14 protein-coding genes are annotated in these 16,340 nt (G+C 63.2%); 6 read left to right on the top strand and 8 right to left on the bottom strand.

Annotated features, from left to right (window positions below):
- Positions 1 to 116 precede the first annotated feature (116 nt).
- Together ABFD92_16555 and ABFD92_16550 are read left to right on the top strand one after the other, a co-directional pair.
- Positions 117 to 869 carry a DUF4190 domain-containing protein gene (locus ABFD92_16555; protein ID MEN6506149.1) on the top strand — a complete coding sequence of 251 codons (753 nt, stop codon included), beginning with the start codon at positions 117 to 119 and terminating at the stop codon, positions 867 to 869.
- Positions 870 to 893: 24 nt separating this feature from the next.
- Positions 894 to 1,742, top strand: coding sequence for a DUF4190 domain-containing protein (locus ABFD92_16550; protein ID MEN6506148.1), 849 nt, complete (start codon positions 894 to 896; stop codon positions 1,740 to 1,742).
- A gap of 284 nt (positions 1,743 to 2,026) precedes the next feature.
- On the opposite strand, the gene ABFD92_16545 is transcribed toward ABFD92_16550, so the two are convergent.
- Positions 2,027 to 4,207 (bottom strand): right-handed parallel beta-helix repeat-containing protein, encoded by a 2,181-nt coding sequence (locus ABFD92_16545; GenBank protein ID MEN6506147.1) that lies wholly within the window; start codon positions 4,205 to 4,207, stop codon positions 2,027 to 2,029.
- A gap of 197 nt (positions 4,208 to 4,404) precedes the next feature.
- Complete coding sequence (locus ABFD92_16540) at positions 4,405 to 5,784, bottom strand: family 20 glycosylhydrolase (GenBank protein MEN6506146.1); 1,380 nt, start codon at positions 5,782 to 5,784, stop codon at positions 4,405 to 4,407.
- Between the two features lie 275 nt (positions 5,785 to 6,059).
- Here ABFD92_16540 and pncA point away from each other — a divergent pair, with 275 nt between their 5' ends.
- On the top strand, positions 6,060 to 6,689 hold the full coding sequence (gene pncA, locus ABFD92_16535) for a bifunctional nicotinamidase/pyrazinamidase (GenBank protein ID MEN6506145.1): 630 nt from the start codon (positions 6,060 to 6,062) through the stop codon (positions 6,687 to 6,689).
- A gap of 214 nt (positions 6,690 to 6,903) precedes the next feature.
- Here pncA and ilvN read toward each other — a convergent pair whose 3' ends face one another.
- Complete coding sequence (gene ilvN, locus ABFD92_16530; GenBank protein ID MEN6506144.1) at positions 6,904 to 7,416, bottom strand: acetolactate synthase small subunit; 513 nt, start codon at positions 7,414 to 7,416, stop codon at positions 6,904 to 6,906.
- An 85-nt stretch (positions 7,417 to 7,501) separates the two neighbouring features.
- On the bottom strand, positions 7,502 to 9,220 hold the full coding sequence (ilvB, locus tag ABFD92_16525) for a biosynthetic-type acetolactate synthase large subunit (GenBank protein MEN6506143.1): 1,719 nt from the start codon (positions 9,218 to 9,220) through the stop codon (positions 7,502 to 7,504).
- Positions 9,221 to 9,707: 487 nt separating this feature from the next.
- Here ilvB and ABFD92_16520 point away from each other — a divergent pair, with 487 nt between their 5' ends.
- On the top strand, positions 9,708 to 10,268 hold the full coding sequence (locus ABFD92_16520; GenBank protein ID MEN6506142.1) for a response regulator: 561 nt from the start codon (positions 9,708 to 9,710) through the stop codon (positions 10,266 to 10,268).
- Positions 10,269 to 10,436: 168 nt separating this feature from the next.
- Here ABFD92_16520 and ABFD92_16515 read toward each other — a convergent pair whose 3' ends face one another.
- Entirely contained in the window at positions 10,437 to 11,447 is a 1,011-nt protein-coding gene (locus ABFD92_16515; GenBank protein MEN6506141.1) for an NAD-dependent epimerase/dehydratase family protein, read from the bottom strand.
- A 427-nt stretch (positions 11,448 to 11,874) separates the two neighbouring features.
- On the opposite strand from ABFD92_16515, the gene ABFD92_16510 reads away from it, so the two are divergent.
- Both ABFD92_16510 and ABFD92_16505 read left to right on the top strand, forming a co-directional pair.
- The gene (locus ABFD92_16510) at positions 11,875 to 12,750 is read left to right on the top strand and encodes a DUF1571 domain-containing protein (protein ID MEN6506140.1); all 876 of its coding nucleotides are present in this window, start codon (positions 11,875 to 11,877) and stop codon (positions 12,748 to 12,750) included.
- 204 nt (positions 12,751 to 12,954) lie between these two features.
- A complete protein-coding gene (locus tag ABFD92_16505; protein MEN6506139.1) occupies positions 12,955 to 14,568 on the top strand; it encodes an alkaline phosphatase family protein in 1,614 nt (537 codons plus the stop codon).
- Here ABFD92_16505 and ABFD92_16500 read toward each other — a convergent pair.
- The 3 genes from ABFD92_16500 to ABFD92_16490 form a co-directional block, all read right to left on the bottom strand.
- A complete protein-coding gene (locus ABFD92_16500) occupies positions 14,552 to 14,851 on the bottom strand; it encodes an acylphosphatase (GenBank protein ID MEN6506138.1) in 300 nt (99 codons plus the stop codon). The two genes, ABFD92_16505 and ABFD92_16500, sit on opposite strands and share 17 nt — an antisense overlap.
- Before the next feature lie 1,047 nt (positions 14,852 to 15,898).
- Positions 15,899 to 16,171: a hypothetical protein gene (locus ABFD92_16495; GenBank protein ID MEN6506137.1), complete on the bottom strand. Its 273-nt coding sequence runs from the start codon at positions 16,169 to 16,171 to the stop codon at positions 15,899 to 15,901.
- Between the two features lie 77 nt (positions 16,172 to 16,248).
- A partial coding sequence (locus ABFD92_16490; GenBank protein ID MEN6506136.1) for an IS3 family transposase occupies positions 16,249 to 16,340 on the bottom strand: 92 nt, incomplete at its 5' end.

Genomic DNA, 16,340 nt, shown 5'->3' with positions numbered 1-16,340 from the left:
AAGCCAACAACCCGCTGGATATTCCATATCCTCCCTCCATTGACAGGCCTTAGCGCAGAGGGTACATCTTGGGCAACACGGCATAAACGCCCTTCTGCTACGGGAAAGGAAACATCATGAGTCAGAACCAGCAACCTGAAAACGCATTCGCCAATGCCAGTCCGCCACCATCGCCTTACGCCGCGGCGGTAGCGGGCAAGCCCGCCGGTGGCATGGCTGTCACGGCGCTGGTGCTGGCCATCATCGGCATCCTCACGGTCATCTTTGGCGTGGGGTTGTTGTTGACGATAATAGCGCTGGTCCTGGGCATCATCGCCCTGGCCACCAGCGGGCGCAAGGGACGCAGCATCGGTGTTGCCCTGGCGGCCACCATTCTCTCGGGCATGACACTGCTGGCCGCGCCGGTAGTCGTGGCGATCCTGGTTCCCGTCATCGGCAGCAGTTTGGGCGAGGCCAGAAAGGCCGCCTGCTTGAGCAACATGAAGATGTTCGGCAGCGCCCTGCGCGAGTATGAGCGTCAGAACGCCGTCCGGCCTCAGCGCCCGATGGACTTGGTGAAAGCGGGCCTGATGCCCGAAAGCGGTTTCAAGTGCGGCGGCGACACCACCTGGACCCTGGGGCGCAGCAGCTATTTCTATCTTGCCCCGGACGCTCGAAAGTTCGATCAGTATCGTGGCCACGCCCTGGCCGCATGCGACCTCCAAGACCACCACAGCGGCGGGCGCTGCGTTCTCACCGTCCACGGCAACGTAACGTTCGTTCCGGAAAACGCATTTCGCACTATGCTGCAACAGCCGGACAACGCGGCATTCGCTGCCGCCCTGGCCGCCGTCGAGGCCTCGGGCGCTAAAAATATTCCGCTGAAATAGCGATTCTTCAGAAAGCGTCATAGCATGATCACCTTCAACTGCACGTGCGGGCAGAGCATCGAAGTCGCTGACGACATGGGCGGCAAGCAAGGCCGCTGTCCCAAGTGCGGACAGGTCGTCACGGTGCCCGCAGCAGCGCCGCCGGCCGTCAGCCCCCCGCCGATGTCCGGTCCGTGGGGCGCCCCGCCGGTCGCCGCCGCTCCGATCCCGGCGCTGTCGATCGTGGCGCTGATCTTGTCGCTGGTAGCCCTGCCGCTGCTGGTGCTCTGGGGCGCGGGAGTGCTGTTCTCGCTGGCAGGGCTGGTGGTGGGGATCGTGGCCTGGGTGCGCAGCGCCCACGCGAAACGCGGCAAGGGCATGGCCATCGCCGCAACGGTCGTCTCCGGCAGTACGATTCTGCTGGTGGGTGTGCTGATAGCCATCCTGATTCCCGTGATCGGCAGCGCCTTGGGCGAAGCCCAAAAGTCTTCGTGTCAGATGAACCTCAAGGTAATTGGCGGGGCAATGCGCCAATACGAGCGGTCGAAGGATGCCGTGCCCGCCAAACCCTGGGACCTGGTCGATGCGGGATATCTGCCCCCCAGCGCCTTCAGGTGCGGCGGCGACAAGAAATGGCAGGAGGGTCTGAGCAGCTACTTCTTTCAGTGGAGCAGCCAGACCTCGGACGAGGCAAATCCTCGCGCAATGATCGCCTGCGATCTCAAGGACAATCACGGCAACGGCCGCGCCTATCTGACCCGCAGCGGCAATGTCGGGTGGATGACCGAAGACACGTTCCAGACCGCGCTGTCACAGCCGGAAAACGCCGCCTTCGCCGCCGCCCTGCGCACCTTCGAAGCCGCCGGCGCCAAGCACGTCGTGCTGCACCGTTAGCGGCGGGGCTTACCCGCGCGTTGTTGTCTCTGCCTCAGGAGAATGACGCGAGCAGATGGGTGGCAGGCGACACACGTTTCCGTTTTTCGTGGGGCGCCACGATGCTCATCTCACGCCCATGGCGACCCGCTGCGCGTGTCGCCATGCCACCCGAGACTTTCATGGTTTCGGGTGGCACCGAAGGTTCATGTTCGACTGTGGCGGGTTGTTCGCTCTGCAACGCGCGGGGCAAGCCCCGCCGCTAACTCACCACTCACAACCCACAACTCACCACTGCTGCAAAACTATTTCCAGCTTCGCGTGTCGAAGTACATCACCTGCGGCTGTTTGGCCAGGTCGGACCAGCGCTTGAAGCCTTTGAGTCGGCCGGCATTTTCGTAGTCGAAGGGCTTGAAGCCCAGCTTCAACGCGGGGGACTCGGGCTTGAGGTGGAAGTCGCCCTTGGCGGCGTCCACGAACATCGGGTCGGCGCCCTGCAGCGAGTTCTTTTCGCCGCGGAACCCGCCCTTTCCGGACCAGAGGTTGTTGGCGGCATCGACCCGCGCCCCGCCCTTGGTGCCGTACCCGTGCCTCCAGTACACGATGTTATTGTTAAAGGTGAACGGTCCGGACTCCTGCATCTTGATCGTGCCGTTGTTGAGCGCGAAGATGTTGTTCACCAGCGTGATATCGTGGCCCTGGTGGTTGTGATACGCCCCGTCGTTGGCGCCGATGACCAGGTTGTTCTCGAAGCGAAACAGCCGCGAGCCCGAGTCGTTGTAGAACCCGCAGCCCTGGTTGTTGCGGTGCGACCAGATGTCCTTGAGCACGTTGTTGCGAATCACCGTACCCTTGCTCCAGCCCAGCGTGTAGATCGCGGCCATATCCGCCAGCACGCCCTGACCGATCTGCGAAATGTGGTTGTACTGGATGATGTTGTCATGGGCGGCCCCGGGCGCCGGGCCCCAGTTCCAACCGACGTTCATGCCGCTGTAGTACACGTCGAAAATATCGCAGTGCTCCACCGTCGTGTGGTGCGTCTGGCCCAGCCAGATGCCCAGGCTTCCGGCATGCAGGCGACCCACGTGCGCGACCAGGCAGTTGCGCACAAGATTGTGCGAGGCCGCCAGCTCGTCCGTCAGGTCGCCGGGAACCATCTCCTTCTTGCCGGTCTCCTTGTTGACCTTCTCCACCAGCGGCAGGTCGTCGTGATAGCCCCAGCCGCCGTTATGGGTCGAGCCCAGCCAGATGCCCCCGCCGCCCAGGTCGATGAACTCGCTGTCCTCGACGCGGTTGTACTTGCACCCGGCGTCGAGACGCAGGGCGTACTGCCCGATCTGCCGCACCGTCACGCCCTTGAACACGCTATGCCGCAAGCCCCAGCCTTTGATCGCCGCGTCGACGTCCAACTCGCCCTGCGGCAAGCCGCGCCCGCCCTTGGGCGTCCCGCGCTGCAGGTTCCAGTTGGCATGGGCGAACGTGAGGCCGACGAACTGCAGGTGCTCGACGAACTTGCCCGTCGCAAGGTCGCCCTTGAAGTCGAGCAGGCGGTTGACCTTGGGGGCGATGACCGTGCAATTCTCGGGCGTCTCGCCGGCCCGGGGGTGGTAGGTCAGGACGCCGATCTTGCGGTCGAGGTAGAAGTTGCCTTCCTTCATCAGGTCGAAGATGTTCTCAAGATAATACCGCCGTCCACGGGCGATGCCGTTCCACCACGCCCCGCCGCAGCCCGGGCCGGTCACCCATAGCGTGTCATTCTCGATCTTCTTGGCGCGGTAGCGCCCGGTGTTCCAGCCGTTCATCAGCACGAACTCGACATCCGACATGTTGTGCCATTTCGGATCGCCGCCGCAGCCGCTGACGGAGTTGGTCCCTTCGCTCTTGAACTTGGCCCCGAACTCATCCGGCGGGCCGGGGTTGGCCCGCTGGTAGCTCGTCTCGGGGAACCGCGGGCGGTAGCGCCGCTGGTCGTTGACGAACAACTGGCTGAACTCCCACTTGCCTGCCGAGGGCTGCTTGAGCTCGGTCTTGGCCAGGTACGCGTCCCAGGCCTCGGAGTCCGTCGGGTCGCGCTCGGGGCATTTGGCCTCGGGAATCTCCAGCGTCCAGCGTCCCTTGGAGTCGTTCTTGAAGCCCGTGAGAATCCGCCCGCCGGAGATCACGACGTTGGCCCCTGCCGCGGCGCGGTAGATCGTCGGCGACTTTTCAGTGCCGCTATCGGCGGGCACAAAATGCACGGTGGCCTCGAGCGGGTAGAACCCCGCGGCGAACTCGACGACGATCGGCGTGGCGCGGTCCGGCGCGCCCGCGCGGATCTTGCGCACCGCGTCCCGCGCCCCCGCCAGCGACGCCAGCGGCGCGTCTTTTGTTCCGGCGTTGGAATCTTTGCCATCCGGCGAGACGAACAAATCGGCCTTTTCGTCCGCCCGAGCGACCGAGCCGGCCAGAACCACGCATCCCACCGCGATCAGGATTGCCTTGTGCATTGCTACCTCGTTCGTGTATTAAGCGCGATGCCGCACCAGGGTGCCACGCACAACTCCGTTGTGCGTGTCCGGGATTCCAGACCACCAGAACAATTGCGGCAGTGCAAACCTCATCATAAGAAACACCGCAACGCTTCGCCGGTTCCGCCGCGATAGGTCGCAGACACGCACAACGGAGTTGTGCGTGGCACCCTGCGCTAGGCCAGCAGCTTGTCGAGCTTGGCGTCGATGTCTTTGAGGCGCGACTCGAAGTCGGCGAAGGTGCGTGCGGCCTGGGGGTTCCAGAGGCGCTCGGCCATCGCGGGCACGCGATGGCGCAGGCTGGGCAGCTCGAGCTCGTCGGGCTGTTCCCAGGCGCACATCTGGGCGCCGACGATCTGGTCCGTCGGCGGCACCTGGATGGGCTTTTCAAACGCCGGCGAGATCTTGTACCAGTGCTCCCAGCGGTACATGTTCCAGCCGTAGATGTGCTCGGGGGTCCAGTTGCGGTCGTTGACGACGTACAGCGGCTGCCAACTCGCGTTGATGACGGGGTACCCGCCGGCAAGCACGTCCGGCGGAAGATTGTAGTAGCTCTCGAAGATCATCACGGTGATATCGGTGGGGATGGCGATCTTGCCCGTCTTGGCGAAGCCTTCCCAGGCGATCATCCGCCTGCCATGTCGCTTGACGATTTCGTTCATCCGCACGATGAAGTGGCGGTACAGCTCCTCGGTGCTCTCCATGCCGCGCTGGGCCATGAACGCCTTGCAGCGGGTGCAGGTTTCCCACGGGGTCTTGTTGACCTCGTCGGCGCCGATGTGGAAGTACGGGCTGGCCGGGAAAGCCTCGCACATCTCGCCGATGAGCGTGTCCATCGTCTCGTACGTCTGCTCGTGCGAGGGGCACAGGACGTTGCCCGTCGGCGGGTCGCAGGCAACGCGCTGGGGCAGGGCTCCTACCGCGGCGGCCGCGTGACCGGGCATCTCGAGCTCGGGCAGGATGGCCACGCCGCGGTCGCCGGCGAACGTCACGAGTTCGGCGATCTGATCGAGCGTGTAGTGGCGATCCGGCGTGGCCAGGCTGGGATAGGCGCGGCTGGGGAAGGTGAACGACTGGTCGTCGGTCAGGTGCAGTTGCATGTGGTTGATCTTGTACCAGCGGCAGAGCACGACGAGCTTCTTGAGCGTCTCGAGCGTGTGCCATCGCCGGGCGGTGTCGATCAGCAGCCCGCGGTACGGCGCCAGCGGCGCGTCCTGCACCTGCATGTGCGGCAGCGACGTTCCGCGCAGCGCCTGCAGCAGCGTGACGGTTCCCATCGCCGCGGCGGCGTATGACCCGGCCCGGACGCCGGCCGAGGCGCCCACGGTCAATTCATAGGCCTCGGGCGCCATCGTCGCATCGAGAGCCAGGGCGATGTCGCCGTCGCGCGGGGCTGCATGTTCCGCCGCCAACTGCAGGCCGGTGAGCTGGGCGATCTCGCCGGAGAGAACCTTCGCCAGCGGCGCCAGGGCGGGCGTGCAGGGCACGATGCGGCTGCTGCGGCTTAGTGCAAGGCTTGCGGATTGTGTCACGCTCTTGAGTGGGTATGGGATCATGCGGCCATTCTCGCCCGGCGCGCGGGCTCTGGCAAGAGGCTCTCCCCCGCCCGCGTGGGGGAAAAGTCGCGGCGGAGGCACCAAGTATTTATCAAAGCCCTTGTGTGGCTTTGATGAATACTTGCGATGGACAGGGGTATGCGGCCCCAAATGAAGAAGTAATTCACAACGAATTACTTCTTCATTTAGTGCCTCCGCCGCGACTATTCCCCCGTAACTGAGGAGACAGCCCATCCTCCATAGGCGAGCGTATGATGAATTGAGGGAGACGAGCCATGAGTGCCCTTATCATCGAAGAGTTGCAGAACGACTATCTCAGCGGCGGGGCGATGCCCGTGCCCAACGCCGAGAGGATCATCCCGGTTATCAACCGCCTGATGGACCACTTCGACCTGGTCATCGCCACCAAGGCCTGGCACCCGAGCGGGCATGTCAGCTTCGCGTCGAGCCACCCCGGCAAGAGCCCCGGCGAGGTGATCGAAGCCGCCGGCGTGGGGCAGATCCTCCTTCCGGAACATTGTGTGCAGCACACCAGCGGGGCCGAACTGGCCGACGCCCTGGACATCGCCCGCGTCGACTACGTGCTCTACAAAGGCATGGACGCGCGCACGGAGGCCCACAGCAGCTTCTTCGACGTTCACCTTCGCAACCCCACGGGCCTGGCCGACTACCTTGTCGACAATCTCGTGCGCGAGGTTTACATCTGCGGCCTGGCGACGGAGTACGCCGTGCGGCACACGGCCGTCGACGCCTGCCGGATGGACTTCGCGACGTACCTGATCCAGGACGCCTGCCGCGGCATCGAACTGCACAGCGGCGACATCCAGCAGGCGCTGGAAGACATCGTCGCCGCCGGCGCCGTGCCCATCGACTCGAGCCTGGTGCTGCAACCGCTCAGGACGTGAGTTCGAAGTTCGGAGCGGCCAGAGTCCGCCGTGAACGCGCGGGGCAAGCCCCGCCGCTAACGGTTTGCAGGACCGTCTTGTTCCGTTAGCGGTCGAGCTTGCTCGACGCGGTTGTTTTCCTGATCGCCGAAGCCCATGGCGACCCGCTGGCGCGTGTCGCCATGCCACCCGACGACGGCGTCCGCGACTTCGAATGCGAACTTCGAACGGTGTTCTACTCGCCGTTGTCGGGCGTTTCGGCGGGGCGTTTCTGCTGGCCGCGCTGCATGGCGATCACGCCGGTGCGCGCCAACTCGCGGATGCCGTAGGGGCGCACCAGGTCGATGAAGGCCTCGAGCTTCTCCTCGGGACCGGCCATCTCGATCATGACGCTGTCGCGGGCGACGTCGACGACGCGCCCGCGGAAGAGGGTGACCAGGTCGAGCACCTCGGGGCGTTTTTCCGGCGGGGTATGGACGCGGACCAGCAGCAGGTCCCGCTCGACGTACGCGACGTCGGTGAAGTCGCGCACCTTGACGACCGGAACGATCTTGCCCAGTTGTTTGCGCACCTGTTCGAGGACGCGGCTGTCGCCGACGACCACGATCGTCATGCGCGACAGGTTGCTGTCTTCTGTTCGCCCGACGACGAGGGAATCGATATTGAACCCGCGGGCGGCGAACATCCCGGCGACGTGCGCCAGGACGCCCGACTGGTTCTCGACCAAAGCGCTGATAACGTGTTTCATGTGCTGTTCTCCGTGGCACAGCCTTTCCAGGCTGTGTCTGAGTCTATTTTCATTTCCGAGGCCACAGGCTGGAAAGCCTGTGCCACTACGCCAGTTTGCCCAGGTCCATCTCGTGCAGGCTCTTGCCCGAGGCCACCATGGGGTAGACGTTTTCTTCCTCTTCGACGTCGGCGACCAGGATCGTCGGCCCGGGGCTCTTGAGCATTTCGCTGACGCCGTCGCGAAGTTCGCCCGGGTGCGAGACCCGCAGCCCGCGGGCGCCGAAGGCTTCGGCGACCTTGACGAAATCCGGACAGGGGTGGTTCACGGACGAGTACCGCCGCCCGTAGAACATCTCCTGCCACTGGCGAACCATGCCCAGGTATCCGTTGTCGAGCACGACGAACTTGACCGGCAGGTCGTGAGCCACCGCCGTGATGACCTCGACCATCGTCATCGAGAAGCTGCCGTCGCCGTCGATGTCGATGACCGCGGCGTCCGGACGCCCGAACTGCGCGCCGATAGCGGCCGGGCATCCGAAGCCCATCGTCCCCAGCCCGCCGGAGGTGATGATCTGGCGGGGCTTGCGCCAGCCGTAAAACTGGGCGGCCCACATCTGGTGCTGCCCGACGCCGGTGGCGATGATGGCATCGTGGTCGGTCAGGTCGCCGACGGCCTCGATAACGGCTTGGGGCTTGATCTTGCCGTCGCCGCTGCGGTCGTACTTGAAGGGGTGCTTCTTCTTCCAGTTGGCGATCTTGTCCAGCCAGGCCGATCGGTCGGGAGTCTGGATGTGTTCGAGCATCCGCGCGAGGATGTCCTTGCAGTCGCCGACGACGGGAATGTCGACGACGACGTTCTTGGAGATCGACGTCGGGTCGATGTCGACGTGGATGATCTTGGCGTGCGGGGCGAAGGTCTCGAGCTTGCCCGTGACACGGTCGTCGAACCGCGAGCCGACGGCGATCAGGCAGTCGCACTCCTGGACGGCGTAATTGGCCGAGGCCGACCCGTGCATCCCCAGCATCTGCAGGGCCAGAGGGTCGCTCTCGTCGACGCTGCCCAGAGCCATCAGCGTGGTGGTGGCCGGCAGCTTGCCCTTGTGCATCACCGCGCGCAGTTCCTGCGTGGCGCCGCTGATGACGACGCCGCCGCCGACGTACAGGACGGGGCGCTGGGCTGCGTTGATGGCGTCGGCGGCGGTCTTGATCTGCCCGGTGTGCCCGCTGTAGCGGGGTTTGTATCCGGGCAGGCGCATGGCCAGGTCCGGTTCTTCGGCAAGTTTGTTGACCAGGGCGTCAACGGGGACGTCGACCAGCACCGGTCCGGGCCTGCCGGTGCGGGCGATGTGGAAGGCCTCGTGGAGCACGCGGCCGAGGTCTTCGGCGCGTTTGACCAGGAAGTTGTGCTTGGTGATGGGGCGCGTGATGCCGGTCATGTCGGCTTCCTGGAACGCGTCGTTTCCGATCAGGGTGCTCTTGACCTGCCCGGTGATGACGACCATGGGGATGGAGTCCATGTTCGCGTTGGCCAGTCCGGTGACGGTGTTGGTCGCGCCGGGACCGGAGGTGACGATGACGACGCCGGGCTTTCCGGTGGCGCGGGCGTAACCGTCGGCCATGTGCGTGGCGCCCTGTTCGTGGCGCGTCAGGACGAACTTGATGGGCGAGCCGTACAGCACGTCGAACAGCGGAAGGACGACCCCGCCGGGGAATCCGAAGATCAGGTCGACCCCTTCCTCGCGCAGCGTGCGCTCGATCATCTGGGCGCCCGAGGCGCCGATGTAGCCCGCGGAGGGCGTTGCTTTTGCGTTTGATTCTGCCATTTTACCTATACCTTTTTTTGGATATTATCAGATTGATCGGCCGGCGACCTCATATTCCTGCATCATGACCGCGGGACGATCCGGGAGTCGGACTCAAGACGGCTGCTGCGCGACAAATCCCCGCAGCAGCCTATCGTACAGCGACCAGTCGCGGATGTGTGTACACGACAGGGCAGAGGGCGGGGCGGGGAGCCATCGCCGCGAAGAACATGCTCAAAATATACCTGAGGAGCATCATTTTAACTCTTGCCAAAGAAACAGACGCCTGTTTATGATATCGGCTGCGAATGCCGGTTGTCAATGTTTCTCGTTGAACTTCCTGCAAAAATCCGAGGGTGTATTCCGAGGGGGGCGAGTAAGTTTGGCTTTTTTTTCATGCCTTCTCGATATTTCTTGGCGGCATTTTTCCGACACATGCTGCCTATCATGATTTAGTGGCTTGTTTTCGGCGATAAGAGCCCCCCAGCGAGGCTTGAGGCAGGCGGCAATGGCTAAAAATTTGTCGACGTTCGCGATAGCGCAGATGCTTCATGTGGACCCCGGGTCGGTGGCCAATTGGATCGATCAGGGTCTGCTCAAAGCATACCGTACGCCCGGCGGGCATCGGCGGGTGGTCGTGGACGATTTGATTCATTTCTGCCGCCAGCATGGGATGCCCGTTCCGGCGGAAGCTCAGGCGCGGCCCTGCCGCGTCCTGATCGTCGACGACGAACCGGCAATCACGCAACTGCTGGCCGGGACCATTAAGGAAGCCTTCCAGGAGTTCGAGGTCATTGAGGCCAACGACGGGTTCCGTGCGGGGCAGTTGGTCGCTACGCTGGCGCCTGAGGTGGTGCTGCTGGACCTGAAGATGCCCGGCGTCGACGGCTATGACGTGTGCCGGATCATCAAGTCCAACGACCAGACGCGACACGCGCGCGTGATCGCGATGACGGCCTATCCCAGCGAGGAAAACGTCCAGCAGATCACCGACTGTGGCGCGGAGGTTTGCCTCGAAAAGCCCCTGGACATGGACTTGCTCCTGAAAGAAATCAGCAAGTGCCTGTGAAAGCAGTTGACAGCTATCAGCTATTAGCGGTCTTCCACCGGTCTCAACTGCCGCCGCTGAACCGTTAGCGGCGGGACTTGCCCCGCGCGTTTCTTGCCGCCGACCCGTTGCGCCCATGGCGACCCGCCGCGCGTGTCGCCATGCAACCCGAGAGTTGACCGCTGAAAGCTATTTCTTCTCCCCCATCACGTTCTCCAGGCACCAGGCTACTGACAGCGGAATTCCTTCGTCGTAGCTGACGGTCGGCTGCCATCCCAATTCGCGGCGGGCCTTTTCGGGGGAGAAGAAGCATCGCCGGCCCATCAACCACAGCCCGTAGCGGGTCAGCAGGGGCGGTTTCTCACTGGCGGTCAGGTGACCGACGCATTCCATCAGGAACGCGGCGCCCTTGGCCACGCCGTACGGCACCGACCGCGTCACCGGCGCCACACCCAGGCATTGGGCGATGCGGTTGATGAACTGACCTTGCGTGATCGCCCCGTCGCTGGAGAGGTTGTACATCTGCCCCAGGGCTTTGTCGGCGGTGGCCGCCAGGATGCACCCATGGGCCTCGTTGCCGGCGTAAGTGAGGTTGAACAGATTGTCGCCGCCGCCGAAGAGCTTGATCTTGCGGTTGCGGATGGCGCGGATCAACCGCGGCATCGACGCGCGGTCGCGCGGGCCGTACAGCCAACTGGGCTTGACCACCGTCAGCGGAACGTCGCCTCGCTTGAAGTATTCCCACGCCATCGCCTCGGCGGTGGCCTTGGAGCGGCTGTAGTACGCCCACTTGTACAGGTTGGCGCCCAGCGGGTAGCTCTCGTCGACGACCAGCCCCTCGCCGTTGAGGTGCCCGTACGCCGAGATGCTCGAGACGTGCAGGAACCGCTTGACCTTGGCGGCCTTGGCGGCATCGAGCATGTTGCGCGTCCCCTCGATGGTGATGTTGACGAAGTCGCTCCAGGGGCCCCAGTCGCCGACCTTGGCGGCGGAATGGTAGACCACGTCGATGCCCTGCATGGCCGTAGCGATGCTGGCCGGATCGGTCACGTCGCCGACGGCCTTCTCGACGCCCAGGCTGTCCAGGAACGCCGTGTCGCTGCCGCGGCGAACAAGGACCCGCACCTTGTGGCCGCCCTTGACCAGTTGTTCGGCTATGTGGCTGCCCAGCAGCCCGGTGGCTCCGGTGATCAGGTTCATCGTTCTCATCCTCTGAAGGTCTATCGGGGTGGGAGGGTAGACTATACGCGCTGGCAAGAGGCCCGTCAAGGCGGTGTACGTGCAGGAGCGACAACACGGAGCGGCGTTGTTGCTTCATGCCCCGTGTTGTTGCCCCGGCGGCAACTCGGAATAATCGGACAGAGCGGCCCCAACGAATTTACTTTTTTCTTTGACTGGCGAGGGCGAGTCCCTATACTTATCCAAATCATTCGCCCGGCCGTGCCGGCCGCGCGGATGGCAAGCGGGGTTGCTGCAAAAAGGATAAGCCGGTTTGTATGCGAAAAGGCCTAATGGAATCCTTGGCCGCGAGTCGATCACGAGAAATGTCTGCCCTCTTTGCGCCGACAGGTGCTTTTGTGCTGCGCGGTCGCTGCGAGAAGGTCGACCTTAACCGCGAGGTGCCGGTATGAACATACGAGGATTTTTCGCCCCCCGCAATCGCCGCGTTCGCCTGTGGGTAGGGTTGTTCCTTGCGGTGCTGTTCTGCGTGCAATGCACGCGGGTGGCATTTCAGCCCGACAAGTATGTCGCGGTCCTTCCCGGCGAAACGACCTTGATCGCCGAGCCGAAGAACACAAGCATCAATGTCAAGAAACTGGCCCAGACCGACCACATCGCCCTGCTCGAAAAGTGCCTCGAAAACTACAAGAAGACCATTTCCAGCTACCGCTGCACCCTGATCAAGCAGGAACGCATTAATGCAACGCTCCTGCCCGTGCAGGCGGTAGACGTCAAGTTCATGCAGAACCCCTTCAGCGTCGCCATGGCCTGGACGAAGAACCCCGGTCAGGGCGACCGCGTCCTGTACGTCAAGGGGAAGTGGGACAACAAGATGATCGTCCGCCCCACCAATGCCCTGGCCCGAGCGCTGGCCGGCGGATCGGTGGCTGTCGATCCCCGAGGCAAAGACGCCCGCGCCGCCAGCCTGCGGACCGTTGATGAGTTCGGCTTCGAACGAAGCCTTCAGAGCCTGCTGGAAGTCTATGTCAAGGCCAAGGCCGCCGGCGATCTCAAGGAACAGTTCGGCGGTTATGCCGAAGTCGCCGGACGAAACGCTGTCGTCCTGATCCGCCTGCTGCCGCCCAAGGACGACTATCCCGCCGCCAAGACCGAAACCTTTATCGACCTGGAGCACCTCGTTCCCATTTGCGTACGCGGATGGGGATGGCAGAAGACCCCCGAACTGCTCTGCAGCTACGAGTACAAAGACATCCGCTGGAACGAACCGCTCAAAGCGGCTGACTTCCTGCCCGAGGCCAACGAAATCAGCGGCCGCAAATAGCCGCACCCCTCGCGAATATAATTCTCCAAACCAGACGCCTCTGAAATCCAGAGGCGTTTGCATTTGGAGACGCCGGCCATGCATTCGCCAAGATGTTCCTTCCTGCCCAGCGTGTCGCTACTTCTTCTGAGTGCCGCTCTCTGGCAGGGCTGCGGCGTTCCGGGCCCGCACGGTCCGGCCGATTCGTTCGGTCTGGACTTGTCCATGCCGCCCGGTGCCGTGACGGTCAAACCGGGGGCGAAAGCTGCCGGCGCCATCGTGTTCATGGTCGACGGTCTCAGCGGGATCATCGTCGAGGAGATGCTCGCCGATGGCAAGCTGCCGACGCTGAAGAAGTATTTCGTCGATCGCGGTCTGTATGCGCCGCGGGCGGTGGCGCACGTGCCGTCGGTGACGCTGGCCAATATCACCAGCATCGCCACAGGCCTGCTGCCCGGCCACCACACCGTCACGGGCAACCACTGGTTCGACCGCTGCAAGTACGTCTACCGCAATTACGAGACGCTGGCACAGAAGAACACGCTCGACTGCGACTACGCCGCCCCGACCGTCTTCGAGATGCTCGACGATGAGTTTACCGCCTCGCTCTTCTTCCAGGCCAACCGCGGCAGCGACAAATGGTTCGAGAACTGGCTGTCGGCCGGCGTGGCATTCTACCTCGGGTGGTACGACCTGGTCGATCGCGTGTCGCTGTACCGCTTTAAGGAACTGGCCGAGTTGGCCCGTAAGCGTGGGCAGTGGCCGGCACTGACCATCTCCTATCTCCTGACGCCGGACTTCTGTGCCTACCGCCAGGGGCTGGAGGGTCCCCACTATCGCCAATGCCTGGTGGAACTGGACTTTCAACTCGGGCGGGTGCTGGGTGATTTCGAGCGGGCCGGCCTGCTGGACAAACTGGCGATCCTTCTGGTCAGCGATCACGGCATGTGCCCCGTCAACAACCACTCCCGGCTCAAGGAGATGATCGAGGACCACCCCGACCTGAACGTGGCCAAAAAGTACCTGTGGGAAAAGACCTCGTTCGCCGACCGCAAGAAATACTACGACCGCTTCAGCGCCGTCGTGGATCGCACGGGCGACCGGTACCTGGGCTTGTGGCTGCGAAAGCCCGTCTTCAAGAACGGGCGGTTCGCACACTGGGACGACTGGTCGCAGCGCCCCACCGCCGCTGAGATAGCGGCCTACCCCGCCGCGCGGGGCGGCACGATCGACATCTTCAAGCTGCTGCTGGACCAGCATGCGGTCGAAGCCATCGCCTATTCCGCCGGCCCCAATCGTGTCCGCGTTCGCCGCAGCATGGGGGAGGCAGAGTTCAGCCAGCCCGCCGGGCGCGGCGGCGACGTCACCTATCGCCTCGTCAGCGGAACCGACCCCTTCGAGTGGGAAGGCACGGTGCCCGCCGAACTGCTGGCGGGCAAGCCCGCTGCCCCGAGGCAGTGGCTCGACGCCACCGAGCATACGCCCTTTCCGGCCTTTATCGCCTCGCTGCTGGCGTTCTTCCGCGAGGAGAACCGCCGAGCGGACGTGATGGCCTTCGCCAGACCCGACTGGGACTTCCATACCGTTCTCAACGCCGGACACGGCGGATTGCGCGACTGCGAGGCCTACATCCCGGTGATGGCCGCCGGTCCGGGCATCCCGCATGGGCGCGTCTCGACGGTCCGGTCCACCGATATCGTGCCGACCGTCCTGGAACTGCTGGGGCGACCCATCCCGCCGCACCTCGACGGACGCAGCATTCTCAAGAGCAACATCTACCACGCCAGAGCGGCCGACACGCAACCCGCCGCGACGCGACCTGCTAGTACCGCACCGTGAAGCTGTCGAACGTGCCAGCCGCCGGGGCGGTCTGCTGCTGGACCTTGCGGATGTACCCGGACATGCGTTCCTTCAGGTCGCCGATGAAGCCGTCGATCTGGTCAGCCGGACCCTCGGCCACGCACTCGACCGTTCCGTCGGGGCAGTTGCGAACGTACCCGCGAATGTCATACGACTTGGCCACGCGGCACGCCAGCCAGCGAAAGCCCACCCCTTGCACCGTGCCGAAAAAGCGGATGATCCGCTGCTGGTTCTGCGCCACTGCCGTCTGTTCATCAGCCATAAGAAGCTCCCGATGGATTTTAGTGCCCCTGCGCCGATCAATTCAACCCATTACCACCGGAGGTCATCCTGAGCCTGCCGAAGGACCCGCCCATGCTCCCGCTTTGTGGCATGGGCGTCTCGCCCATGCTCCCCGCCTTGTGGCATGGCCGGGGCAGCAGACCGCCCCGACAGCGGTACGGCCTATACCACAATTCCACTTCCTTGCACTTTGTTGTACTTTTCACAGCCGTTTCGCGGGAAGCCCGTCCAATTGTGGTATGCGCAGACCTTAATAGTAGACATTCCACTCCGCGCGCTCCGCTCAAACGGCGCGGGCAACAAACCGGGCTCGAGGCGGTGTCGTGCCAGACCATGCTCGCCAAGCGGACGGCCGCAGCGCTGGGCCTGGATCACACCCTCCGCCCCCGAGTCTGCCCCTGAATAAAGGAACTACATCCAAAGACCAACCCGTCAAAATAGCCTGTCCCCTTTCCTTTTGAGATTGAGAGGAGGCACAGGGAAAAGCGAGAAGATGGAGATAAGAACCGGAGCCGCCCTTGTCCACCATCCGTCCCCCGTCGCCGCAAAGCGACCCTGGAGTGCGGCGGCCGCGACGCCGCCCTGGATGTTTTTTCGGGCAGGTCAAAACGCCATCGTGCGGGGAGCAAGAACCGCCGAGAACGCCAAGACATCGATCTTCTTTTTCCTGAGTGTCTGTGCCTCGACGGGGTATTACCAGCCAACAACAGCCAAGGCGGCGTCGCTGCCGCCGCACTCCAGGGGGCCCTCTCCGCCCCGGCAGGGGCGCCCGACAATAGCCCCCGGCCGCACCCCCAAGCGCCGAACAAAGAGCAGAGCCGCCCCGTTTCTGTGGAGCACTAATACGTGACTGCCCCACGTTCCCGCCCGCTAGAGTCTTGACACAGACTTGCTCATGGATGTCCCCGGATACACATGGTGTCCCCGGATACCCCCGGATACCCGAGCACCATGAATATATGAGCCAATGCCACGAATAGTAAGTGAACGAAGCTGTAAAGGACAAGAATAGCGATTCATACCAAGCTCAGGTTGAACTGGACTTCTTTGGGATTATGGCAATCTTGGAAATCTCGTTAGAGGGCAGGTGGAACACCGATATCGCAAAGACTTCAAATCCATAGAAGTCCGACGAGGTTATTTCCTGATCGTCCTGTCCCATGACCCGGCCTTTTGAGTCATATACAACGACCTTAATCAGGATATCCGTTTTAAGGTCAGTGCCCTGCAAAGGTCGAAGTTCACCGTGAACATCAAGAGTATAATCAGCCCCGAGCCCCGGCGCCACAAATGCGGACATGGCATCAAAACACACACGTGATCTTGCCTCAAGGTCACTGTGTGGGCTTCCCCACGAATGGTGGGCGCGCCGAAGTATCAATTCAGGCCCGCCTCGAACGCTTCGGGGCTGACATAGCCTATCGAACTGTGTAGCCGTTTACGATTGTAAAACACTTCGATGTATTCAA

This window comes from Planctomycetaceae bacterium (assembly GCA_039680605.1).
Lineage (GTDB): Bacteria > Planctomycetota > Phycisphaerae > SM23-33 > SM23-33 > JAJFUU01.
This window is presented reverse-complemented; position numbering and strand designations above follow the sequence as displayed.

Coding starts and splice junctions, on each gene's coding strand:
- ilvN (MEN6506144.1), bottom strand. CDS start 7,416: ATGAAACACGTTATCAGCGCTTTGGTCGAGAACCAGTCGGGCGTCCTG.
- ilvB (MEN6506143.1), bottom strand. CDS start 9,220: ATGGCAGAATCAAACGCAAAAGCAACGCCCTCCGCGGGCTACATCGGC.
- ABFD92_16515 (MEN6506141.1), bottom strand. CDS start 11,447: ATGAACCTGATCACCGGAGCCACCGGGCTGCTGGGCAGCCACATAGCC.
- ABFD92_16545 (MEN6506147.1), bottom strand. CDS start 4,207: ATGCACAAGGCAATCCTGATCGCGGTGGGATGCGTGGTTCTGGCCGGC.
- ABFD92_16555 (MEN6506149.1), top strand. CDS start 117: ATGAGTCAGAACCAGCAACCTGAAAACGCATTCGCCAATGCCAGTCCG.
- ABFD92_16505 (MEN6506139.1), top strand. CDS start 12,955: ATGCCGCCCGGTGCCGTGACGGTCAAACCGGGGGCGAAAGCTGCCGGC.
- ABFD92_16550 (MEN6506148.1), top strand. CDS start 894: ATGATCACCTTCAACTGCACGTGCGGGCAGAGCATCGAAGTCGCTGAC.
- ABFD92_16520 (MEN6506142.1), top strand. CDS start 9,708: ATGGCTAAAAATTTGTCGACGTTCGCGATAGCGCAGATGCTTCATGTG.
- ABFD92_16500 (MEN6506138.1), bottom strand. CDS start 14,851: ATGGCTGATGAACAGACGGCAGTGGCGCAGAACCAGCAGCGGATCATC.
- ABFD92_16495 (MEN6506137.1), bottom strand. CDS start 16,171: ATGTCCGCATTTGTGGCGCCGGGGCTCGGGGCTGATTATACTCTTGAT.
- pncA (MEN6506145.1), top strand. CDS start 6,060: ATGAGTGCCCTTATCATCGAAGAGTTGCAGAACGACTATCTCAGCGGC.
- ABFD92_16510 (MEN6506140.1), top strand. CDS start 11,875: ATGAACATACGAGGATTTTTCGCCCCCCGCAATCGCCGCGTTCGCCTG.
- ABFD92_16540 (MEN6506146.1), bottom strand. CDS start 5,784: ATGATCCCATACCCACTCAAGAGCGTGACACAATCCGCAAGCCTTGCA.